This window comes from Flavobacterium sp. Root901 (genome assembly GCF_001429765.1).
Classification (GTDB): domain Bacteria; phylum Bacteroidota; class Bacteroidia; order Flavobacteriales; family Flavobacteriaceae; genus Flavobacterium.
The window spans coordinates 267,629-292,239 of the sequence record NZ_LMJB01000010.1 but is presented as its reverse complement, the minus strand read 5'-3'; the positions used below and the strand labels follow the sequence as shown (position 1 = coordinate 292,239).

Genomic DNA, 24,611 nt, shown 5'->3' with positions numbered 1-24,611 from the left:
AATTGCACAAATTTTCCACAATTTAATTTTGTTCCTTTATCAGGAGTTATCCTTTGTGTCAGGCTGAGCGAAGTCGAAGCTCCATTCTATTTGTTTTTTTGCCACGAATTACACAAATTTTCCTGAATTTTTGTTGTCAGGCTGAACGAACCCGAAGCCCTTTACATCTAACAGCCCTTCGGCTTCGCTCAGGGTGACAATGCCTGCCTGCACTTATAACTTATAACTTTTTATTCGGTTTCGCACTCATATAAAAAGTAATTTTTCCTCCATTTATAATATCGGCATGTTTTAAAAACTGTCTGTCTAATGGCTTACCGTTCAACAGTACTTTACTCACAAACACATTTTTATCCGATTGATTAACAGTTTCTACTTCAAAAGTTTTTCCGTTTTCTAAATTAAAAATTGCTTTTTTAACCAATGGACTTCCCAAAGCATATTCGTCAGACCCCGGCGCAACAGGATAAAATCCTAAACTGCTGAAAATATACCACGCACTCATTTGTCCGAAATCATCGTTCCCTCCTAAGCCATCAGCACCATTCCGGTACATCTTTTTAAGAATCATTCTTATTTTATCTTGTGATTTCCAAGGCGAATCTGTCCAGTTGTACAAATAAACAACATGATGTGAAGGCTCATTTCCGTGAACGTAATTCCCAATGATTCCGTCTCTTGTAATATCTTCCGTATTTTCAAAGTATTTATCCGGCAAGTGCATGTTGAATAACGAATCTAAACGAATTTTAAATTTCTCATTTCCGCCCATCATTTTAATCATTTCAGCCGGATACTGCGGAACGTACAAACTATAGTTCCACGAGTTTCCTTCGATAAATCCTTGTCCGTGTGTGTCAAGCGGATCAAATTCTTTTTTGAAAGTTCCGTCGTTTAATTTCGGACGCATAAATCCTGTTTTATCGTCGTAAACATTTTTATAATTCTTTGATCTTTCGATAAATTCATTATAAATTTCTGTTTTGCCCAATTTTTTCGCAGCCTGCGCAATTGCCCAGTCATCATAAGCATATTCTAAAGTTTTAGAAACCGATGAACCATTTTTATCTTCGGGAACATATCCTTTTTTCATATAATATTCCAGTCCGTCGAAGTATGCAACTTTAGCCGTATTAACACAAGCCTGAAGCGCTTTTTCAGCATCAAAATTTATATTTCCCTTTACAATCGCATCGGCAATCACCGAAACGGAATGATAACCAATCATACACCAGTTTTCGTTGGCATAATGCGACCAGATAGGCAGCATTTTATGCACACTTTGATCTGAATGTGCCAGCATCGAATTAATCATATCTGAGTTTCGTTTTGGCTGCACTATATTAAATAACGGATGCAAAGCTCTGTAAGTATCCCATAAAGAATAACTGGTATAATTAGTAAAATTACTGGCTTTGTGAACATTCATATCCAGGCCTTTATAATTTCCGTCCAGATCCATATACTCGGTCGGACCTAAAAAGGCATGATACATTGCGGTGTAAAAGTTGATCAAATCTTCTTTTTGAATAGTTTCAACCTGAATTTTACTCAGCTCCTTATTCCATATTTCCTGGCTCTGCTTTTTAACACGTTCAAAATCCCAATCCGGAATTTCTTTTTTCATATTTTCTAATGCCCCTGCAGAACTTACAGGCGACAAAGCCATTTTTATTTTGATTTTTTCGCCTTCATTTGTGTCAAAATCAAAAAACAATTTTAAGTTTTGTCCTGCCATTTCAGGAAAATTTTTGGTCTGATCGAATCTTCCCCAAAAACCTCTGTATACACTTTTTTCCTGTGCTGCCTGTCCGTAGCTTTTAATTGGTTTACTAAAAGACATGGCAAAATAAACCGTTCTGGTTCTCGCCCAGCCGTTTGTCTGGCGATAACCTGTAATTAACGTATCATTTTCTACACGCACAAAAGTCCAGACATTCTTTTTATCATAATTATAAATGCCTGAAGTTAAGTCGAGAATGATATGCGCTTCATCTGATTTTGGAAAAGTATACTGATGCATTCCCACTCTTGTTGTTGCGGTCAATTCGGCTTTAATATTATGATCTTCAAGAAGAACGCTGTAATACGCAGGTTCTGCCTTTTCTGTTGAATGCGAAAATGCAGATCGATATCCTGATAAAGGTTTTGAAGCCACTCCGGGATTCAACTGCAATTTTCCGGTTGTGGGCATAATGAGGAAATCTCCCAAATCAGAATGTCCTGTTCCGCTGAAATGTGTGTGGCTGAAACCTACAATCGTTTTGTCTTCATACTGATATCCGGCGCAGTATTTATAAACTTCACCGTTATATTTTCCGTTTAAACTGTAGGCAATTGTATCCGTTTCAGGACTTAATTGTACGCTTCCAAAAGGAACTGTTGCGCCGGGATAGGTATGTCCCATTTTTGCGGTACCAATCATTGGGTCAACATATTGGACTAAATTTTTGAGGTTATTTTCTTTTTTCTGAGCATTTGTATTTGCTGTAAAAGCTAGCATTAAAACTCCAAAACAAATAATAAAAGCAGGTTTTTGTAAAATATTCATCCGGTATTTTGAGTAATAGTTTAGTTCAGAAAATTACGATAAAATATAGTTTTAAAAAATTTTAATTTTAAACTAAATACCATTTGAATATCTTTGAAATACTAAAATTACTGCCGAATGAAAAAAATAACTACTCTCCTATTCCTTATATATTCTTTATCTGCCTTTTCTCAAAAAACTGAAAGCTACAAATTAGACAAAGAACAAATCGTTCAAAGAGAACTAGATAAGCTGGCAGATTTCCCAATTTACAAAGCATTTGAATATAAAGACAAAGGCGGAGTTTATGATTTAATTTTAACAGAAAATCAAAAAGTTATTTCTAAAAAAGACACGCTGAATACTAAAATTCAGGCGATTTGCGGTAGGAATGATCACGGCGGTTTTCTCGAAAAATGGAAAATTAATGACCTGTTAGAAGATTCTGTTCCGAAAGAAACGAATATTTGGTTTTGGACAAAATACTGCAGTACAAAAGATCTTGATGGCGATGGTTATATCGAGCCAATTATTGTTTACGGTACAAGAACTGAAGATGATGAAATTAAACGCGTAAAAATTATTACAATTTACAACAATAAAAAATATGTTATTCGAGCTGTAGAATGTGATTTGGATGACTGCAGAAGTTTTAAAAAAGATCAAAACTGGAATTCACTTCCTCAAAAAATAAAAACTTATATCGATCAATTGACTGCAAAAATCAGAAAAGAACAAAATTTGCTTTTGAAAGATGGATAAGATTAAATTCCAAATTTTTTTAATTCCAAATTCCAATTGAAAGTTCCATAGGAACGGATAATATTGCAGCAATGTCCCGACACTTCGGGATTAATACGTTGTAAAACGAAAAACGCAACAATTAAGGGGTTCCGTAGGAATGGACAATATTGTAGCAACGGATCATATAAAACTGAAAAAATGAGTCGAGCCGCTGGCTCTTTTTTATTTGGGAATTTTATATAAAAAAACCGGATTAAAATCCGGCCCTACAATATTCATTGAGCCGATCGCTCTTTTCGCTCACGCTTTTTGGTTAAACAGAATTAAAATTAGATTCTCATTTCGCCAAACTTGAAACTTCAAACATGAAACAAAAAACCTTATTCACTCATTTCGTCATAACGCTCCGGAACCTGCGGATCGTAAAGCGGACATTTGAATTCTTCCATGATATCAACTAATTTGTTCATGGTTTTTCCTTCTGTTCCGTAGCAGTCAATTTTTACGCTTTGTGGAGTTGTAACTACCTGAAATGCGCCTTTTCCTTTTGGATTTTTCCAGCTGTTTTCATCCACTCTTTCCCATTCTGAAAAGACTGAATTGATTCTGTTTATAATTACTTCAATTTGAAGAACAGCCAGACCTTCCACTTCTTCTTTTTCAAGAAGAGCTTCATAAACTTCTTGATTATTGAGGTAAATTTCGTCTAAATATCTCCAAAAAAGCAATTCGTACATAATATTGGTGTTTATGATTAATTGTAGAGATGCACAACAGTGCGTCTAACATTACGAAAGATACACTGCTGTGCATCTCTACAGAAAAAAATTAATATTCGAATGTTCCGTATTCGCTTATAATTGTCAGCTTTTTAGAATCTGAAGCTTCTACTCTACCAACGATTTGTGCATCGACATTAAAAGATTTTGAAATTTCTATAATGTCTTGTGCAATGTTTTCAGGAACGTAAATTTCCATACGATGGCCGCAGTTGAAAACCTGATACATTTCTTTCCAGTCGGTTTTTGATTGTTCCTGAATCAATTTAAACAATGGCGGAACCGGAAATAAATTGTCTTTTATGATATGCAAATTTTGAACAAAATGTAAAATTTTAGTCTGCGCACCACCACTGCAATGCACCATTCCGTGAATATCTTTTGGAGTGTATTTATCTAAAATTTTCTTGATAATTGGCGCATAAGTTCTGGTTGGTGAAAGTACTAACTGACCCGCGTTAATCGGACTGTTTTCAACTTCATCCGTTAAATTTACCTGACCTGAATAAATTAATTCTTCCGGAACAGCAGCGTCGTAACTTTCCGGATATTTTTTTGCTAAATATTTGCCAAAAACGTCATGACGAGCAGAAGTTAATCCGTTGCTTCCCATTCCTCCGTTATACCCTTTTTCATAAGAAGCCTGACCGAAAGAAGCTAAACCAACAATTACGTCTCCTGCTTTAATATTGGCATTATCTACAACATCACTTCGTTTCATTCTGGCCGTTACGGTAGAATCAACAATAATTGTACGAACAACATCTCCAACGTCTGCAGTTTCTCCTCCGGTTGAATGAATCGTAACGCCAAAAGATTTTAATTCGTTGATTAATTCTTCTGTTCCGTTGATAATTGCCGAAATAACTTCAGCCGGAATTAAATTTTTATTTCTTCCAATGGTTGAAGAAAGCAAAATATTATCTGTTGCGCCAACACATAGCAAATCGTCAATATTCATGATTAAAGCATCCTGAGCAATTCCTTTCCACACAGAAAGATCTCCGGTTTCTTTCCAGTACATGTAAGCCAAAGACGATTTTGTACCTGCTCCGTCTGCATGCATGATTAAGCAATGGTCGTTGTCCTGTGTTAAATAATCCGGAACAATTTTGCAGAATGCCTGTGGAAATAATCCTTTGTCAATATTTTTTATAGCGTTATGTACGTCTTCCTTTGATGCCGAAACACCTCTTTGTGCATATCTTTTGCTAGAATCTGAACTCATGAAAATTAGTTTGTGTTGATGTGGTGCAAAGATAATCCCTTTTTTTAAAAAAAGTTTGCCACGAATTACACTAATTTTCACTAATTTTTATTCATACAAAACAAAAATCATCCATTATGGATGATTTTTGAAATTAATTCGTGTAATTCGTGGCTAAATAAAATTATTTAGTAAACAATAACTCTCTGTATTTTGTTAAAGTCCAGCTTTCATCATCAACCAAAAGTTCCAGTTTATCGCAGTGATTTCGAATATCTTCAAAATATGGTTTTACTTTATTGCAATAGGCTTCGGCCATTTTTTGGGCATCGGTCAACTGGTTTGCTTTTTTCCTTTCATTGGTCATGGCCAAAACTTTAGAATTGATCCCTTCAATATGGCCTGATATTTCTTTAATAAGGACAATTTGTTCTCTGGCAATTGTTTCAAATTCTTTTCCAAAAATTTCTTTTAATCCTTTTACATTTTCAATCAATGTATTTTGATAACGAATTGCGGTTGGAATTACGTGATTTCTCGAAATATCTCCTAAAACTCTTCCTTCAATCTGGATTTTTTTAGTGTATTCTTCCAATTCGATTTCGTAACGCGCTTCGGCTTCTACATGATTAAAGATTCCTAATTCAGCAAATAAATCCAATGCTTGTTTTGAAACTTTAGCTTTAATAGCTTCCGGAGTTGTTTTAAAATTACTTAAACCTCTTTTTGCTGCTTCTTTTTCCCAGGCTTCGCTGTAACCGTCGCCTTCAAAAAGGATTTTTTTAGATTGTTTGATGTATTCTCTTAAAACATTAAAAATAGCATCGTCCTTTTTCATGTCTTTTGACTCGATCAGGTTTTCGACTTCATTCTTAAAATCTTTTAATTGTTTTGCCACAATAGCGTTTAAAGTTGTCATTGCATTGGAACAATTTGAATTGGATCCAACGGCTCTAAACTCAAATTTATTTCCTGTAAAGGCAAAAGGCGAAGTTCTGTTACGGTCTGTATTGTCTAATAATACATCTGGAATTTTACCAACAACGTTTAATTTAAGATCTGTTTTTTCTTCCGGAGAAAGTTTTCCTGTTGTAACACTTTCTAACTCAGATAAAACTTTTGTAAGCTGTGCTCCAATAAAAACCGACATAATGGCCGGCGGTGCCTCGTTTGCCCCTAACCTGTGATCGTTACTGGCTGTTGCGATAGAAGCTCTTAATAAAGTTTCGTTATCGTTTACCGCTTTAATAGTATTTATAAAGAAAGTCAAAAACTGTAAGTTGCTCATTGGAGTTTTGCTCGGACTCAATAAATTAACTCCGGTATCTGTTGCTAATGACCAGTTATTGTGTTTTCCGGAACCGTTTACTCCTTTAAAAGGTTTTTCGTGAAATAATACTTTAAAGTCATGACGTTCTGCGACTCTCTGCATCACATCCATTAATAAAGAGTTGTGGTCAACTGCCAAATTGGTTTCTTCAAAAATAGGTGCCAACTCAAACTGATTTGGTGCTACTTCGTTATGACGTGTTTTTACCGGAATTCCCAACAACATACATTCCTGTTCCAAATCTCTCATATAAGTAAGGGCGCGGGTTGGGATTGATCCGAAATAATGATCGTCTAACTGCTGTCCTTTTGCAGACGTATGTCCTAATAAAGTTCTTCCAGTCATCATTAAATCCGGGCGTGAATTTGCCAAAGCTTTATCAATAAGAAAATATTCCTGCTCCCATCCTAAAGTTGCTGTTACTTTTTTTACGTTTTTGTCAAAGTATTTACACACTTCCGTAGCCGCTTCATCAATTGCCGACAAGGCTCTTAATAAAGGTATTTTATTATCTAAAGCTTCTCCCGTGTAAGCAATGAATACTGTCGGAATACATAAAGTTGTACCATATATAAAGGCTGGCGAAGTTGGATCCCAGGCTGTATAACCTCTGGCTTCAAAAGTATTTCTGATTCCGCCATTTGGAAAACTTGAGGCATCCGGCTCCTGCTGCACTAATTGTGCTCCGCCAAATTTCTCTACAGGATCGCTTCCGTCATACGAGGTTTCAAAAAAAGCATCATGTTTTTCTGCAGTAGTTCCGGTTAAAGGCTGAAACCAGTGTGTATAATGTGTTACGCCTTTTGACAATGCCCATTCTTTCATTCCCATGGCAATGTAATCTGCCAGTTTTCTTTCTATTTTCGTTCCGTGTTGTATGGCATCTCTCACTCCTTTTAAAGCATCCGAAGTTAAAAACTGCTTCATTGCTTTTTCATTAAACACATTTGATCCAAAAAGATTTGATTTCTTATCAATTTCTTCAAAGTGTACCGGCTTTCTTGTAGAAGCTTCTTTTAAAGCTTGGAAACGTAATGTTGACATGTATGTAATTTTAAAAATTCGTAAAAATTTTCATTAAAAAAATGAGGAACAAATATAAACAATAAAAGCCCCTTTTTTAAACTTATAAGAGAGAATTTTATAAGCGAAATTTTCAACATATAAAGCCTTTTTTAAAGAATAGTCATTGCGTTGTAAAGAAATATAACAAAAAACCTCAGTATTATTCATTAAATAAACATTTTTTCATAATTCCTTAACCTTAAAATTCAAAAACTTACCCTTATTTTTACGAATTTATTTTTTTTAAGTATTTAAAATTGCTTTTTTTAGAATATACCCCTGTCAAAATTGCGCTTCTCAAAAAAATTATACTTCGATAAACAAAATAGCCCCCTAATTTTTAGGACTAAAAAAATAAATCTATATTTGACCCAGCGAAAAAACAAAAAAAATAAATTTATATTATTATGGCTAAAATTAAGTTAGAGTACATTTGGTTAGATGGATACGAACCAACTCAAAATCTAAGAAGTAAAACTAAAGTTGAAGAGCACGAAAATTTCAAAGGAACATTAGAAGAACTTGGAAATTGGTCATTTGATGGTTCGTCAACAAAACAAGCTGAAGGTGGTTCTTCTGACTGTCTTTTAGTTCCTGTTGCAATTTATCCAGATCCAACACGTATCAACGGATGGTTAGTAATGTCTGAAGTTATGTATGCTGACGGAACACCACACCCTTCTAACGGTAGAGCTACAATTGATGATGAAGATGACGATTTTTGGTTTGGATTCGAACAAGAGTATTTCATTATGGATACTAAAACACAACTTCCACTTGGTTTCCCTGTTGGAGGATACCCTGCTCCACAAGGGATGTACTACTGCTCTGTAGGTGGAAAAAACACTCACGGAAGAAAATTAGTAGAAGAACACGCTGATTTATGTATCGCTGCAGGAATCAACTTTGAAGGTATTAACCAGGAGGTTGCCTGCGGACAATGGGAATTCCAATTATTCGCTAAAGGAGCTAAAAAAGCCGGAGATGAAATCTGGGTTGCCCGTTACTTATTAGACCGTTTGACTGAGAAATATGGTTACTATATTGAATATCACCCAAAACCTCTTGGAGATACAGACTGGAATGGTTCCGGAATGCATGCTAACTTCTCTAACACTGTATTAAGAACATGTGGAGATCAGGCAACTTACGAAAGAATTTGTGAAGCTTTCCGTCCTGTTACTGCTGAGCACATCGCGGTTTACGGAGCTTACAACGACCAGCGTTTAACTGGTAAACATGAAACTGCTTCTATCCACGATTTCTCTTATGGAGTTTCAGACAGAGGATGTTCTATCAGAATTCCTTTGATGACTGTTCAAAAAGGATGGAAAGGATGGCTGGAAGACAGAAGACCAGCTTCAAACGGAGATCCATACAAAATTGCTGCAAGAATTATCAAAACTGTTAAATCAGCGATCTAATTCTAAGCTTATAATATATTTTAAAAGTGCCGGTTTAATTACCGGCACTTTTTTTATAACTCATCTCATGATTCCGGGAACAATAAGTTTTTACAAGCAGCTCAATTTCACATTTTCACCCGCAGCAGATCAGTTTAATTTTAAAAGTACATTTCTTATAATTAATTTTTAATTTAAACTTCAAAACTTATCTTTGTAAATCATTAAAAATACATATATCATGATAGTCTGGATTCTCTTTTTATTGGCCGTAATTTTTATTCTTGCTTTAGATTTAGGAGTTTTTAACAAAACACCTCACATTATCAGCACTAAAGAAGCCAGCAAATGGACACTCATTTGGGTAACACTTTCTTTTTTGTTTTCGGGAGTAATTTATTGGCTTTACACAACAGACTATATTGCAAATCCTGACAAGTTAAAACCCGCAGTTGCTGCGATGAAGTTTATTACGGGTTATTTAATCGAATTATCTTTAAGCGTTGATAACATATTTGTAATCGCGATTATTTTTGCTTCATTCAAAATACCTCAAAAATACCAGCATCGTGTTTTATTCTGGGGAATTCTGGGAGCAGTCATTTTCCGCGGATTAATGATTTTCTTTGGAGTAATGCTAATCAACAAATTTACCTGGACGACTTATGTTTTTGGCGCATTCTTGTTATTTACCGCTATAAAAATGTTATTTTCAGGAGAAGATGAAGATTTTAATCCAAAAGATTCTTTTGTATATAAAACATTAGGAAAAGTTATTCCGATTACATCTCAGATGGAGAATGAGAAATTTTTTATTTTTACAGAAAAAGGAAAAAAAGCAGCTACTCCACTTTTTGTTGCTTTGATCGTAATTGAAGTAATGGACGTTTTATTTGCTGTAGATAGTGTTCCTGCCATTCTTGCCATTACATCAGATCCGTTTTTAGTATTCAGTTCTAATATTTTTGCGATTCTTGGCTTACGTTCCATGTATTTCTTCCTTGCAAATATGCTGGCAAAATTCAGTTATTTAGAATACAGCTTAGTGGCGATTTTAGCTTTCGTCGGATTAAAAATGCTGCTTCACGAATGGATTCACATTCCTGAATGGGCATCTTTAGGATTCATAGCACTTTCTCTTTTAGTCGGAATTTTAGTTTCTCTTAAGTTTGGAAAAGAAAAAGAACTTACTGATTCTGATTTGGAATAATTCAAAAATACATATAAATAAAAAAAGGAAATCTTTCGATTTCCTTTTTTTATTTTAATTCTTGAATTAATTTAATTTCTTAACATTACTGTCATCAATGTTATACTTTTTAATTACAGCATTGTAATCAGAATAATCTACCTTATTAACTGATTTATTATATACTGCCCCAGGAATAATAACAACTCTAAAAGTTTTATTAGTAGTAAAACTAACTGGTAAAGTATTTAACGCCAAATTTGAATCAATAAAAATTGAAAATTGATCAAATGAAAAACTAAAATTATATTGTGCAGTCCCATTATTAAAATAATATACTTGAGGCAAAAGTGCCCAAGTATCAATATTATCATTAGTATTAACTAATTCATATACTAAAACATTATCGGTTTTAGATATTACTGGATCAAGTTCATAAGTCATTCCATAATTGTTGGAATTAGTAAAACTTAATGTTACTTCAAATATTTCATTAATATAACCAGGATCACCTTTTTGACCATCTTGTCCCGGAGGCCCTTCCGGCCCTTCACAGCCTGTAAACGCGAATAATCCAACAACTGCGAATAACGTAAGTATCTTTTTCATAATATATATTTTTATAAGTTTATAAAAGCATTCCAAAAACCAAACCAAAAATTTGTTAAACTGGCTTTGGAACAAAATTTCTAATTATTTTTTTGCAACAACCTGATTTTTAAATAGGATTTTGCTAAAAAATAATACATGGTAAGGTAAGGAATTTTCCCAATATTCCCAAGTATGTGCCCCCGGTCTTTCGGTATAATCGTGTTCTACTCTATTATATACCAATCTGCGGTGTAATTCTCTGTTAGGTTCGATTAAAAAATCATCAACGCCACAGTCAATAATTAAAGGCAATTTGTTTGCTTTTATTTTATCCAGCATTCCCATAACGGCATGCTGCGCATATAATTCAGAATTATCACTTCTGTCTCCAAAAACAGGCTGCATTAATTTTATCACCTGCGCCGAAGATTCACGGTTAAGCATCGTGCTCATATCTACTGCTCCGCTCATACTTCCGGCAGCACAGAATAAATCCGGATGTCTGGCAGACAGATACAAAGCGCCATGACCACCCATAGAAAGTCCTGTAATGACTCTTCCGCTTTTATTGCTAATTGTTCTGTATGTTTTATCTACCTTTTGAATAACTTCCTGTGTAATAAAAGTTTCAAACTGACTTTCTTTATTTACAGGACTGTCGAGATAAAAACTAAACGTCTCACCTTCCGGCATTACAATAATAAGATTATATTGATCTGATAAATTCTGAACTAATTTTTTATTGGGAGTGTTTTTCAGCCAGTCGCTAAAATGCCCGTAAGCTCCATGTAATAAATATAGTACCGGAAACGTCGATTTGCTTTTTGCATAAGAGTTTGGTAAAACTACAGCCGCTTTGTAGGTCTTGTTCATAGCTGCGCTTGCAATTTGAAGAGTATCTACTTTTGCTGCGTATGACATAGACGAAACAAACAGAAAAATAAAGAATACTAAAATTTTGAGGTTTTTCATTTTGATAGTTTTTTTTCAATTAAGGAATGTAAATATACCTTTTTTCTGAATAAACTATAAATGAAAAATCCGACCAGTTTTACACTAATCGGATTTATGAATTTTATATTTTTTTTAGCCGCAGATTACACAGATTCTGAGATTTTTTTATGAAAAGTTGTTCTATAGTAAATTAGACAAATTATTTTTCTACTGGCTTATAACGAATTTTAAAAAATCATTTTAATCTGTGTAATCTGTGGCTTAAAAACCACTAACTAATTATAATTTTGTGTTCGTGACGATATTGTGATGCGCTTTTACCTGTATATTGTTTAAAAGATTTGCTAAAGTGGCTGAAATTATTAAAACCGCTTTCGTAACAAACTTCATTAATACTAATTGGTTTCTCGGCCAAAAGTTTTGAAGCATGAACCAGTCTGTATTCGTTTACAAACTCCGTAAACGTTTTGTTCGAAATCTTTTTAAAATATCTGCAAAATGAAGGCGTTGTCATACTAACTAAACTCGAAACTTCATCTATTGCGATTGACTGCTGGAAATTATCTTTCACAAAATTAAAAACCACATTCATACGATCGTTATCCTGTGTTTGTAATTCCATTGCAAAGCCATCTGCATTAAGCAATGTGTATTCTTCAGAAGAATCCAGTTCGTGCAGAATACTTAAAAGTGTCAAAAGGCGTTCAAACGGAAGCTGTTGTTCCATCATTTCGATTTTTTTTCCAATATGTTTTTTAGTTTCTCCTCCAAAAGCGATTCCGCCTTTAGACTGACTTAAAACATTTTGAATTTTTCTCATTTCCGGTACTGCCAAAAAACCATTCCCTAAAAACTCAGGTTTAATATGAATGACTGTTTCGTTTACATTTCCCGTTTGTTCATTCGTAAAACCGCAATGCGGTAAATTAGAGCCTATCAGAATCAAACTACCATTCGTATAATAGGAAACATGGCTTCCTATTTGTCTTTTTCCTGCCCCGCCATTTATATAAACCAACTCAATCTCTGGATGATAATGCCATAAATGAGCTTTGCTATTGGTCTTTTCAGCGTGTTTAGTGTAGGTAAAAGAACTTCCGTATGAGTTAGTTATCACTTCAAGAGCCGGGGCAATTGTCTTCATGATAAATCCTTTTAAAAAATAATAACAAATTTAACAAAAACGTCTAATAAAATTCAAAAATTAACCTATATCGGTTTCGTAAATGAGAATTTTTCACCAAAACACACAAAAAACTAGTTTAGACATTATTCAAAAACAGGCATTTTTTATACGACCCGTATTTTTATTGTAGATTTTTTCAGGATATCGTATTTATTCGACTGCTTTTATAGATATTCATTATTTCTGTAAGAAAATTGGAAATTTTATAAAAGTTAACAATTAATATTCTTTGAAAAATAACAGCCTAATTAACAAAAACACCTAAAATAATTCAAATTTTAACCTATAACGGTTTCGTAAATGAGAATATAGCACATAAATTGGAAAATAGAGTTGATATAAAATAGACAAGACTAAGTAATTTTACATCAGAGAATTAGAGATAATAATTTAAAAACAAATACGATGAATAAGATTGTAAAATTAAGTTTAGTATGTGCTGCTCTTTTTGCAGGTGTAAGCACTTATGCGATTGATGGAAATGAGGACTTTAATCTTCATGTATTGAAAAACGGAAAAGTAATCACTTTTGGTCTTAACCAATTACAAAAAGCAAAATTAGCTATATACGATAAAGAAGGTACTTTATTCTATTCTGAAAATGCTACAGGTAAAGACGGAATCTTAAGAACTTTCAGCTTACAGGATTTTCCTGATGGAACTTACTTCTTAGAAGTTGAAGACAACGCAAAAAAAGTTAGATATGAAATTACTGTAAACAATGAGATTGCCACTTTATCTTCAAAAGCAATTTCATCTGTTTACAAAACAGTTTCTGATAAAAATACTAGTGTAGCAGTACGCTAAAAAACTTATACTTCTCATAAGTATAAACTAAGGTTAGATAGTTAGTAAAGTTAAAAACGTAAGTTTTAAAAACAGCTCTTTGTGGTTATTGGGCTGTTTTTTTTTGTTTCAAACTTTTTGATCTTTTGTTTCAGGCTTGAGGTTTCAAGTTTAAAAAACTTAAAAATTTAGCATTTTAGGACCTCAGCATCTTTTCAAAAACATTGAAAAATAATAACCGAATTAACAAAAACACCTAAAATAATTCAAATTTTAACCTATAACGGTTTCGTAAATGAGAATATAGCATCGAAATTGGAAAATAGAGTAAATAAAAAAAACATATAACTAAAGTAATTTTACATCAGAGAATTAGAGAAGAGATAAACATCAAAAACAAATAGTATGAAAAAGAATTTAAAATTGAGTTTAGTATGTGCTGTACTTTTATCAGGATTAAGTACTTATGCAATTGACGGAAATAACGCTTTTAACCTTCATGTATTAAGAGCTAACGGAAAAGTAATCACATTTGCTTTAAACCAGACTCAAAAAGCAGTTATTAGTATATATGACAAAAACGATAATTTAATTTATTCTGAAAACGCTTCTGGTAAAGACGGAATTTTAAGAACATTTAGTTTAGAAGAATTTCCAGCCGGAACTTATTTTTTAGAAATTGAAGACAACTTCAAAAAAGCAAGACACGAAATTACAGTAACAAATGAAACTACTGTTTTGTCTTCAAAAGCCCTGACATTAAATTAAGCAGATCCTGCTAAAAATATAAGTGCAAAAGCACTGAAAAATTTATACTCGCATACAGTATAAAAATGAGGTTAGATAGTTAGTAAAGTTTAAAAACGTAAGTTTTAGAAACAGCTCTTTGTGGTTATTGAGCTGTTTTTTTTGTGCTTTACTTTTGGTAAAATCAAATTTACAAACCAGCATTTTTGGGACTTTGATTATTAACAAAATGTAAGAAAAAGGTAAATTCAAGAATTTGCAAATTCTTTGAAAAATAATAACCGAATTAACAAAAACGATAAAAATAATTCAAACTTTAACCTATAACGGTTTCGTAAATGAGAATACAGCATCGAAATTGGAAAACAGGGTTGATAAAAAACAGGCACTCTTGTAGTAATTTTACATCAGAGAATTAAACTAATAATTTAAAACTAACAGTTATGAAAAAGATTTTAAAATTGAGTTTAGTATGTGCTGTACTTTTTACAGGAAGTACGTATGCAATTGATGGAAATGGAGACTTTAATCTTCATGTAATAAAAGCTGACGGAAAGCTTATAACATTTGCAATAAACAAATTGCAAAAAGCAAACCTGGCAATTTACGACCAAGACGGAAATCTAATTTATTCTGAAACTGCTTCAGGTAAAGATGGAATATTAAGAACTTTTAGTTTAGAAGAATTTCCGGAAGGAACTTACTTCTTAGAAGCCGAAGACAACGTAAAAAAAGTGAGACACGAAATTACGATTACAAATAATACGACTGTATTATCTGCAAAAGCAATTTCATCTGTTTACAAAACAGTTTCTGATAAAAATACAAGCGTAGCAGTGCGCTAAAAATCTTATACTTTTTACAAGTATAAACTAAGGTTAGATAGTTAGTAAAGTTAAAACTGTGATTGTTTTAAAAACAGCTCTTTGTGGTTATTGAGCTGTTTTTTTTATGTTAAATTTTTCGGTTTTTTAAAAAATCGAAAAAATTTGGAAAATTATTCTTAATAATTGTATCTGTCTGGTTTCTATTGCATTAAAAAAAATATTTTTTTTTCAAACCGCAGCCCCCGTATTTACGTACATAGCGTAGACAAAACACAGAAATAGTTTTAATTCAGCATTTTAAGTATTAAAAAACGTGATTTTTTTGCGGAAAATTAAATTTGTATTTGTAGTTTTGGACGTTCCACATTTAGTAATAAAACTTTAAAAAAACATGACAAAATTTACCAAAACTGGGTTAGTTGCAGCCCTCTTTTTTGCAACATTATTTACTTACGCCATTGATGGAAAAGGCGATTTTATTTTAAACATTCAAACTGGAAAAGGAAAAGTAGTTAGCTTTTCTTTAGACACATTTGAAAAATCATCTTTTTCTATCTACGACGAAAATCACAATTTACTTTATGCGGGAGAATCTGCAGCAAACAAATTGGAAGTTTCAAAAACAATAAGTCTTGAAGGTTTTCCAGCCGGAACTTATGTTCTTGAAGTTAAAGCAAACGACAAAGTCGCTAAGCACGAAATTAAAGTTGCTGCTAAAAAGGTAAAAACAGTTAAGTTAGACGAATCTGTAAACTATAGTCCAGGATTTCGTCGTTAACCACTTTTTTTGCCCCTCAAAAAAATGAAAGCAGCTCCTTACCAAGAGCTGCTTTTTTTATGTTCATGATTTTTATGATGGATTAAAATCCATCTCTACAATATATATTGTTCCTTCGGAACTTCCTTAGAACTTTATACCCCCAATATTGTCATTTCGACGAAGGAGAATGACAAACTGTATAGAATTTTACTCTTTAATTCTCTATTAAAAATAAAAACCTCCCGTTTCTGGGAGGTTTTCTATATTTTAAAAAATACTAATTACTTCTCTTTTAGCAATTTCTCCAAATATTCGATTTTATCTTTTTCTGCCTGAAGTAAACGCTCGTAGAGTTTTTTATTTTCTTCTACCGTTTCCATTAATTTATCTAATGGATTGAAAGTGCAATTGTTACTATTTCCAAAATTTACTTGGCTATCTTTTGTATCTGTAAAAGTATTGAAATAATTAATCATGCCTTCTTCTGAAAAACTTTTAATAGCATCAACTGTTACACCAAGCGCTTTTGCAATTTCTGTCAGTCTTTCTTCGTCTACCGTTTCGCTGTTTTCAATAGCCGAAATAGTTTGCTGGCTAATTCCCATCGCATAAGCCAAAGCTTCTTGTTTCATATCGCGAAGTTCACGTATACGGCTTATTTTTCGTCCTATGTGATTTGGTTTTGTAAATGTGCTCATAATTCAAAGATACTAATTAAGTGTAAAAAAATTTCATTGGTAAAAAACTTATTTAATGAGTTTAATACCAACAAAACTGGTATTGTAAAAATTATTTTATTTCTTCCTTCGCCGAATCAAACAAAAGTACAATTTTTCTTATAATTATTTTATAAAACTCAAATTGTAAAGCAATTAATTATAAGCCAATAAAAAACAAACATTATGGAAGTAAATGAAACTAAAAGCCTAGAACGTCTGAAACAATTAACTGCCTTGTATTTTAAAACCTTAAAACCTGCCAGCGATAATTCTAAAGAATACACTGCGCAGATTAAAGTTGTAAGTTATCTCGAACTCGGCTGTATTATTACCGATTTATTAAAAATGTGCATTTTGGCTCTCGATCACGATCCGCCAAGTTCTCAAAACAAAAGTTCGGCTATTAATGTGTCGCTTATTTTAGAAACTGTTCTTTCTATTTTTCCTTTGGATGAAATGGAGTTTTTGGGATTTGTTGGGGAGGTTGTTGATTAAACTTATAATTTCAAACCGTAACTAATAGTAACGGTATATTTTTTTATTAAGTTGACTACAATTTGTAGTCAATTTAATAGCATCAGTCATGTCATTTCGACGTAAGGAGAAATCTTCACTAGTAACTCTACAACGATTGGAGACATTTTTTACGGAGCTTCTTGCGAAGATTTCTCGTTCCTCGAAATGACATACTGGAAAAGATAAACTTTGCGTTCACGAGCGGGACGCTCGCGCTAGCGGAATATTTTTACAAAGTTACCTAAAATTGTAATCAAACAAATTTCTCATTAGATTTCAATAATTGCGTTTGTACAAACAATAAAATCAAATCCAAACGTCCTTACAGGACGATATTAAAATTTGATACTGCAAATCTATCACCGAAATGTTTCTACGAAACATAAATTTTTCGCAGAATATTCCATTGGAACATTTCGTTGGTAGAACACGGATGTTACGTTCCGTGGGAACATTTGATTTAAAGTTTCTTTACAAAATTTTTAGAATTATAAATTTTGGTGGAGCGAGCGTCCCTCTCTATGCACACTAACTAAGTCAGTTTTTTATTTTCTATTTGTTGATTTAACAAAAACAAAAGTTCCTGATCTTTAAACTCTTCAATTGCTTCTATAAGTAATGGATTTATAAAACTCATGTTCTCAACTTCATTTTTTAAAACATTTCTTATATCCTTAATTTTACGCTTAGCTAAACCTACTATTGCTTCAAATTTTGTGTCCTCATCCTTATCCTTTATTCTTTTCCATAAAGCATCTTGAATTATTTCATTATCTGTGGTAATTTGTGTTCCTAATCCAAATGTTGCCCAATTTCTGATATCCGAATTTTTATCTTCACTTAATTGAATTAATGTCTCGATAGATTTGATTTTTTCAACACCAAGAATTGCATAAACCAAACTATGTCTCACATTTACACTTTTGTGATCTTTATAATAGCAAATTATATCGATTTGTTTATCATTTAGGTGTTCATTATTATGCCCAATTCCATAAAAAACAGAACTAATTACGTTTTTATCAGTTTCAGTTTTTAATAAATTGAAATACAATTTTAAAATCTGCTTTAAGTGTAATCTCGGAAATCCAAATTGAGCCAAAATATTTATTCCGATAATTTTTTCTTTAGCTTTTTCTGATTTAATTAGTTCAGAGCTTTTTTGAAAAACAGACTTTTCAGTTCGTTTTCTTAATTCACCAATATATTTCCAATAATTTTTACTTGACTTATTATTTAAAAGTCTGTGAAATAATCTTTCATTTGAATAATTAGTTATACTCATTCGATTATTAAATTTTAGTCTATTCATTGAATAATAAAAATAATTACTTTCTCAATAAAAAAGCACATTTAGTTAACTAAACGTGCTTTTTAAATTATAATAAAGAATTTTACATATTCCTTCTATACTGTCCGCCCACTTCAAACAATGCCGAAGTAATCTGCCCTAACGAACAAACCTTTGTAGCTTCCATTAAATAATCGAATAAATTTTCGTTTTTAATGGCGGCTTGCTGTAAGCTGTTTAAATGCTCGTTTACTTTCGCTTCGTGAAACTGGTGTAAGTTATCCAGCATCGTAATTTGATATTGTTTTTCTTCTTCTGTAGCACGAATTACTTCTGCCGGAATTACTGTTGGTGAACCTTTTGAACTCAGAAAAGTATTTACACCCACAATTGGGAAATCGCCATTGTGTTTTAAGGTTTCGTAATACAAACTTTCTTCCTGAATTTTAGATCTTTGGTACATGGTTTCCATTGCACCAAGAACACCGCCTCTTTCTGTAATTCTGTCAAATTCCTGTAAAACCGCAGCTTCAACTAAATCTGTTAGTTCTTCAATGATGAATGAACCTTGAATTGGGTTTTCATTTTTCGCCAGCCCTAATTCTTTATTAATAATCAGCTGAATTGCCATTGCCCTGCGAACAGACTCTTCTGTTGGCGTTGTAATCGCTTCATCATAAGCATTGGTATGCAATGAGTTACAGTTATCATAAATGGCATACAAAGCCTGTAAAGTCGTTCTAATATCGTTAAAATCAATTTCCTGCGCATGTAAAGAACGCCCAGATGTCTGAATATGGTATTTCAGCATTTGTGCTCTTTCGTTCGCACCGTATTTATTTTTCATGGCTTTCGCCCAAATTTTACGCGCTACACGACCAATTACTGAATATTCTGGATCTACTCCATTCGAAAAGAAGAAGGATAAATTTGGTCCAAAATCGTTGATGTTCATTCCGCGGCTCAAATAATATTCCACGTAAGTGAAACCATTTGAAAGCGTGAAGGCCAACTGCGTAATTGGATTTGCTCCCGCTTCTGCAATATGATATCCAGAAATCGAAACTGAATAAAAATTACGAACGTTTTTAGTGATAAAATATTCCTGAACGTCTCCCATTAATCGTAAAGCAAATTCTGTTGAGAAAATACAAGTATTCTGTGCCTGATCTTCTTTTAAAATATCGGCCTGAACTGTTCCTCGAACCTGAGATAACGTTTTTACTTTAATTTCATTATATACTTCCAAAGGCAGAACCTGATCTCCGGTAACGCCCAAAAGCATTAATCCTAAACCGTTATTTCCAGCCGGAAGTTCGCCTTGGTATTTAGGCCTTTCGATTCCTTTGTCTTTATATAGCTTGTTGATTTTGGCTTCAACTTCTTTTTCTAAATCATTGGCTTTAATATAAATCTCACATTGCTGATCAATTGCGGCATTCATAAAAAAACCTAACAACATTGGCGCAGGTCCGTTGATGGTCATACTTACCGAAGTCAATGCATGAACCAAATCAAAACCTGAATATAATTTTTTAGCGTCGTCTAAACAACAGATAGAAACTCCGGCATTTCCAATTTTTCCGTAAATATCCGGACGCAAATCGGGATCGTTTCCGTATAAAGTAACGCTGTCAAAAGCAGTCGAAAGACGTTTTGCCGGCATTCCTGCACTTACATAATGAAAACGCTTGTTGGTTCTTTCCGGTCCGCCCTCGCCCGCAAACATTCTCGACGGATCTTCGCCTTCACGTTTAAAAGGGTACAATCCCGATGCAAAAGGAAATTCGCCCGGAACATTTTCCTGCAAATTCCAACGCAGAATATCGCCCCAGCCCTCGTATTTCGGTAAAGCAATTTTTGGAATTTGTAAATGCGATAAACTTTCAGAATGTGTCGCGATTTTAATTTCTTTATCACGAACTTTAAAAGAATAAACCGGATTTTTATATTTCGCTACTTTTTCGTCCCAATTCAGGATAATTTCCCAATTGTACGGATCTAAGTCCATTTTTACTTTATCGAATTGATTCAGTAAAAGATTCAAAAAGATTCTGTTTTCGTCAAGTCCTTCGACTCCGCTCAGGATGACACTATTATCGTCGATTCCTGCTTTTGTGATTTGCGGTATTTTTCCAGAAACTGATTCTATTGTTTTGAAAATTCCGTATAATTTCTGTGCGACTTTTTGCTGCGCTAGTGCTGTTTCATCATAACTTCTGTTATTCTCTGCAATTTCAGACAAATAACGTGTTCTGTGGGGCGGAATCACGAAGATTTTCTCGCTCATTTCTTTAGTGATTGCAAAAGTAGATTTGAGGTCAGAATCTGTTTTTTCTGCCACTTTATCCATAATTGCTTTGTAAAGCGTATTCATCCCAGGATCGTTAAACTGCGAAGCAATCGTTCCGAAAACCGGCATTTCATCCGGATTTTTATCCCAAAGGTTATGGTTTCTTTGATATTGTTTTTTTACATCACGCAAAGCGTCTAGTGCACCTCTTTTATCAAACTTATTTAAAGCCACTAAATCGGCAAAATCCAGCATGTCGATTTTTTCCAACTGCGTTGCTGCACCAAACTCCGGAGTCATTACATATAAGGACACATCAGAATGGTCCATAATCTCTGTATCAGACTGGCCAATTCCGGAAGTTTCCAAAATAATCAAATCGTATTTTGCCGCTTTTAAAACCTGAATGGCTTCGGCTACATATTTAGATAAAGCCAAATTCGACTGGCGTGTTGCCAGCGAACGCATATATACACGAGGATTATTAATGGCATTCATACGGATTCTGTCTCCTAAAAGCGCTCCTCCGGTTTTTCTTTTCGAAGGATCGACAGAAATTAATCCGATTGTTTTTTCCGGGAAGTCAATTAAAAAACGGCGCACCAATTCGTCTACCAAAGATGATTTTCCGGCACCGCCTGTTCCTGTAATTCCTAAAACCGGAATTTTAGAAGTAGTATTGCTTTCGTGTATTTTATCAAAAACGGGTTTTGCAATTTCAGGGAAATTCTCAGCTGCCGAAATTAAACGTGCAATTGCCGTCGGCACTTTATTTTCGATATGATCGATTTCTCCGTTCAATTTATCTCCAATAGGAAAATCAGACTGTTGTACCAAATCATTAATCATTCCCTGAAGACCTAAAGAACGGCCGTCATCCGGAGCGTAAATTCTTGTAATACCATATTCATGCAATTCTGAAATCTCAGATGGGAGAATAACACCGCCCCCTCCTCCAAAAATTTTAATATGACCTGCGCCTTTTTCATGAAGCAGATCGTACATATATTTAAAGTATTCATTGTGTCCGCCCTGATAAGAAGTCATTGCAATGGCATTGGCATCTTCCTGGATCGCTGTATTTACAACTTCTTCAACACTTCTGTCATGACCAAGGTGAATTACCTCAACCCCGGTCGACTGAATGATACGACGCATTATATTAATTGCCGCATCATGACCGTCAAAAAGCGAAGCAGCGGTTACAATTCTTACTTTATTTTTAGGAATATATGGTATTTGTTGTTCCATTTTATGAATATGATAATTTTAAGGGAGCAATTTACAAAATATTTTAATATTCGGTTAGGATCATACGTTTATGTTTTTAAAAAATATATCGATTTCGTTAATAAACAGGTAACAAAAATTGTAATTATCTGATTTATACCATATAAACCTGCATGTGGCAATTTTGAAAAATCTAAATTGAATAAAGCAACTCATTCTCAACATCCTAAAGTAATTTAGCAATGTAGAAAAGGCCCCGGATTTTTACCAGAACTTGAAGTCTAAGTAGTAACGTAAAAATTTAAATGAAAATGAAAACAACATATCCATTAAGCATAATTTTAGCTCTTAGTATTACTATATTATCGTACGGTAAAAATGAATATAGCAATATAAGTGAAAACATTGATTTAAATAAATCTTATCTAAATAATAATTCAGATACAAAAGTTGACAGTGAAGTTTTAGAAGACTTTTTTAAGAGATATTCTGATCTTAAAAAATATCAAAACGAAGTTGTGTCATTATACAAAACAAGATCATACGGGCCAATTTGGTACGAAGATGATAAAATCAACGAGTTTGGTAAAAAACTATATGAGAAGTTAAATGACACTTATGAGGAAGGTTTAGTATTTGAGCTTCCTTATAAATATGAAATCGATCAAATATTTGCCAAAAAATCAAAAGATAAACCATCAAAAGCAGATGCTGATATGCTTTTGAGTGCCGCATACATTATATATATGAATCGTGTATATGTTGGTTTAGATGCCGAAACTGCTAAAAAAACAGGATGGCTTCTTCCAAAAAAAGAAATATCTTATGACGCTTTATTAGATTCTTTAATAACCGAACCTACTTTATTAGAGAAAAATGATGAGCTTCTTTTTAACCAATATTACAAATTACAGGATGCTCTGAAACAATACAGAGAAATAGAAAAAGCGAATGTCTGGAAACCAATCGTTGCCGAAAAACCTTATAAAGATCTTCGACCAGATGCCACTTCACCTACTATTGGCCAGGTTAGAACAAGATTATTTATTTTGGGAGATTTAAAACGAGATTCTAAAAGCGATTTTTATGATCAGGAATTAATGGATGGTGTGATGAAGTACAAAGTTAGAAACGGATTTAAACCAAACTATATTCTTTCTGAAGATCATATTAAGGAAATGAATATTCCGCTTAAAGACAAGATTAATACCTTGATGGTGAACATGGAACGCTGCCGTTGGATTTCTCCAAAAATCCTAAAAGACAAAGAATATATTATTGTAAATATTCCATCTTTTGAATTGGTTTATGTAAAAAACGGAAAACCGGAACTTACTTCTAAAGTTTTTGTTGGATCTGCTGTTACTAAAACAACCATTTTTAACGGAAATATAGACAAAATTGTTTTTAGCCCGTACTGGACAGTTCCTCAAAGTATTGTGGATAACGAATTAAAAATGAAAATTGCTGCCGATCCTAATTATTTAGCCGATCACAACATGGAAATGGCCAATGGAATGGTAAGACAAAAACCGGGACCAAATAACTCTCTTGGATTAGTGAAATTTATTTTCCCAAATCCTGAAGATATTTACATGCACGATACGCCTGCAAAATCTCTATTTGATTTTGAAAGAAGAACTTTCAGCCACGGATGTATTAATGTAAATAAAGCAAAAGAATTAGCAATTGCAATGCTTAAAGATTATCCGGAATGGACTACAGAAAAAATCAATAAAGCTATGGACGGAAAAGCAGAAACTATGTTTAAACTGCCAAATAAAGTGCCAATTTACATTACATATTTTACATCATGGGTACATGATTCCGGAGAAGTTAGTTTTTATCAGGATGTGTATGAAAAAGATACAGAATTAAATAACTTTTTATTTCCTGTAGACGGGGTAGCTTCAAACTAATACCACACTTAAATCATAAATAAATTGAAATCGGAAATTCAGCAGTGAGTTTCCGATTTCTTTTTCAAAAAAAACCTAACTTATTATTTTAAAAACTTTTACGGTATAAATAACAGAGCGTTCAGGGCGAACTTTGTACTATAATTAAACTACTATTATTTTACAAAATCAATTTACCATGAAAGCAGAAAATATAGAAGGATTATCACTTTTTGAAATTAATCTATTAATACAACAAGGTGCACGATTTGTAATGTTTCCAGATTTAATGACGAAAATTAAAAGTTATACGATTTACTTTATTCGTCCGGAAGAAAATACATTTAAATACGCATTAAAACATTTTTTGAAAAATATAGCAATGGGATGGAACAGACTGCCATTAATACCATTTTATCTTTCAAAATCCTTATTTTATCTCGCGGTTGGAGGAAAAGATTATACTGAAAAAATCTTAGCTGATTTAATGCAAATCGAACCAGTTTACGATCCAGATTTATATTCCCTGCAATCCGCTTAACACCTTTTTTGTCCCGAATTATAAT

The 24,611-nt window shown here is 33.2% G+C and carries 20 protein-coding genes; 10 read left to right on the top strand and 10 right to left on the bottom strand.

Annotated elements, in window-relative coordinates:
- Positions 1–220: 220 nt before the first annotated feature.
- A complete protein-coding gene (locus ASE21_RS20775) occupies positions 221–2,551 on the bottom strand; it encodes a GH92 family glycosyl hydrolase (RefSeq protein WP_057124612.1) in 2,331 nt (776 codons plus the stop codon).
- Positions 2,552–2,668: 117 nt separating this feature from the next.
- On the opposite strand from ASE21_RS20775, the gene ASE21_RS20770 reads away from it, so the two are divergent.
- Positions 2,669–3,292: a M949_RS01915 family surface polysaccharide biosynthesis protein gene (locus ASE21_RS20770; protein ID WP_057124611.1), complete on the top strand. Its 624-nt coding sequence runs from the start codon at positions 2,669–2,671 to the stop codon at positions 3,290–3,292.
- A 362-nt stretch (positions 3,293–3,654) separates the two neighbouring features.
- Here ASE21_RS20770 and ASE21_RS20765 read toward each other — a convergent pair whose 3' ends face one another.
- From ASE21_RS20765 to ASE21_RS20755, 3 genes are all read right to left on the bottom strand, one after another.
- Positions 3,655–4,011 (bottom strand): hypothetical protein, encoded by a 357-nt coding sequence (locus ASE21_RS20765; protein ID WP_057124610.1) that lies wholly within the window; start codon positions 4,009–4,011, stop codon positions 3,655–3,657.
- A gap of 91 nt (positions 4,012–4,102) precedes the next feature.
- Positions 4,103–5,281, bottom strand: a complete 1,179-nt coding sequence (locus ASE21_RS20760; protein WP_057124609.1) for an AIR synthase related protein — start codon at positions 5,279–5,281, stop codon at positions 4,103–4,105.
- A 163-nt stretch (positions 5,282–5,444) separates the two neighbouring features.
- Positions 5,445–7,634 carry a glutamine synthetase III gene (locus tag ASE21_RS20755; RefSeq protein ID WP_057124608.1) on the bottom strand — a complete coding sequence of 730 codons (2,190 nt, stop codon included), beginning with the start codon at positions 7,632–7,634 and terminating at the stop codon, positions 5,445–5,447.
- Between the two features lie 428 nt (positions 7,635–8,062).
- Between ASE21_RS20755 and ASE21_RS20750 the strand changes: the two genes are divergently transcribed.
- Positions 8,063–9,079 carry a glutamine synthetase beta-grasp domain-containing protein gene (locus ASE21_RS20750; RefSeq protein ID WP_057124607.1) on the top strand — a complete coding sequence of 339 codons (1,017 nt, stop codon included), beginning with the start codon at positions 8,063–8,065 and terminating at the stop codon, positions 9,077–9,079.
- Between the two features lie 220 nt (positions 9,080–9,299).
- Positions 9,300–10,268: a TerC family protein gene (locus ASE21_RS20745; protein WP_057124606.1), complete on the top strand. Its 969-nt coding sequence runs from the start codon at positions 9,300–9,302 to the stop codon at positions 10,266–10,268.
- 66 nt (positions 10,269–10,334) lie between these two features.
- Here the strand turns inward: ASE21_RS20745 and ASE21_RS20740 are convergent, their stop codons facing one another.
- From ASE21_RS20740 to ASE21_RS20730, 3 genes are all read right to left on the bottom strand, one after another.
- Positions 10,335–10,856: a hypothetical protein gene (locus tag ASE21_RS20740; RefSeq protein ID WP_057124605.1), complete on the bottom strand. Its 522-nt coding sequence runs from the start codon at positions 10,854–10,856 to the stop codon at positions 10,335–10,337.
- A gap of 84 nt (positions 10,857–10,940) precedes the next feature.
- A complete protein-coding gene (locus tag ASE21_RS20735) occupies positions 10,941–11,810 on the bottom strand; it encodes an alpha/beta hydrolase (RefSeq protein ID WP_057124604.1) in 870 nt (289 codons plus the stop codon).
- 253 nt (positions 11,811–12,063) lie between these two features.
- Entirely contained in the window at positions 12,064–12,936 is an 873-nt protein-coding gene (locus ASE21_RS20730; protein ID WP_057124603.1) for an AraC family transcriptional regulator, read from the bottom strand.
- Between the two features lie 447 nt (positions 12,937–13,383).
- Between ASE21_RS20730 and ASE21_RS20725 the strand changes: the two genes are divergently transcribed.
- The 4 genes from ASE21_RS20725 (at position 13,384) to ASE21_RS20710 (ending at position 16,116) form a co-directional block, all read left to right on the top strand.
- Positions 13,384–13,785, top strand: coding sequence for a hypothetical protein (locus ASE21_RS20725; RefSeq protein WP_057124602.1), 402 nt, complete (start codon positions 13,384–13,386; stop codon positions 13,783–13,785).
- 384 nt (positions 13,786–14,169) lie between these two features.
- On the top strand, positions 14,170–14,532 hold the full coding sequence (locus ASE21_RS20720; RefSeq protein ID WP_057124601.1) for a secretion protein: 363 nt from the start codon (positions 14,170–14,172) through the stop codon (positions 14,530–14,532).
- A 422-nt stretch (positions 14,533–14,954) separates the two neighbouring features.
- On the top strand, positions 14,955–15,356 hold the full coding sequence (locus ASE21_RS20715) for a T9SS type A sorting domain-containing protein (RefSeq protein WP_057124600.1): 402 nt from the start codon (positions 14,955–14,957) through the stop codon (positions 15,354–15,356).
- A 373-nt stretch (positions 15,357–15,729) separates the two neighbouring features.
- Positions 15,730–16,116: a hypothetical protein gene (locus ASE21_RS20710; protein WP_057124599.1), complete on the top strand. Its 387-nt coding sequence runs from the start codon at positions 15,730–15,732 to the stop codon at positions 16,114–16,116.
- A 263-nt stretch (positions 16,117–16,379) separates the two neighbouring features.
- Here the strand turns inward: ASE21_RS20710 and ASE21_RS20705 are convergent, their stop codons facing one another.
- Entirely contained in the window at positions 16,380–16,796 is a 417-nt protein-coding gene (locus ASE21_RS20705) for a helix-turn-helix domain-containing protein (RefSeq protein ID WP_057124598.1), read from the bottom strand.
- A gap of 204 nt (positions 16,797–17,000) precedes the next feature.
- Between ASE21_RS20705 and ASE21_RS20700 the strand changes: the two genes are divergently transcribed.
- Positions 17,001–17,312, top strand: coding sequence for a hypothetical protein (locus tag ASE21_RS20700; protein ID WP_057124597.1), 312 nt, complete (start codon positions 17,001–17,003; stop codon positions 17,310–17,312).
- Positions 17,313–17,865: 553 nt separating this feature from the next.
- On the opposite strand, the gene ASE21_RS20695 is transcribed toward ASE21_RS20700, so the two are convergent.
- Together ASE21_RS20695 and ASE21_RS20690 are read right to left on the bottom strand one after the other, a co-directional pair.
- Positions 17,866–18,645, bottom strand: a complete 780-nt coding sequence (locus ASE21_RS20695) for a hypothetical protein (RefSeq protein WP_128414736.1) — start codon at positions 18,643–18,645, stop codon at positions 17,866–17,868.
- 82 nt (positions 18,646–18,727) lie between these two features.
- A complete protein-coding gene (locus tag ASE21_RS20690) occupies positions 18,728–22,168 on the bottom strand; it encodes a methylmalonyl-CoA mutase family protein (RefSeq protein ID WP_057124595.1) in 3,441 nt (1,146 codons plus the stop codon).
- A gap of 290 nt (positions 22,169–22,458) precedes the next feature.
- On the opposite strand from ASE21_RS20690, the gene ASE21_RS20685 reads away from it, so the two are divergent.
- Both ASE21_RS20685 and ASE21_RS20680 read left to right on the top strand, forming a co-directional pair.
- Entirely contained in the window at positions 22,459–24,066 is a 1,608-nt protein-coding gene (locus ASE21_RS20685) for a murein L,D-transpeptidase (protein ID WP_057124651.1), read from the top strand.
- A gap of 178 nt (positions 24,067–24,244) precedes the next feature.
- A complete protein-coding gene (locus tag ASE21_RS20680; RefSeq protein WP_057124594.1) occupies positions 24,245–24,586 on the top strand; it encodes a hypothetical protein in 342 nt (113 codons plus the stop codon).
- The last annotated feature ends 25 nt before the right edge of the window (positions 24,587–24,611 follow it).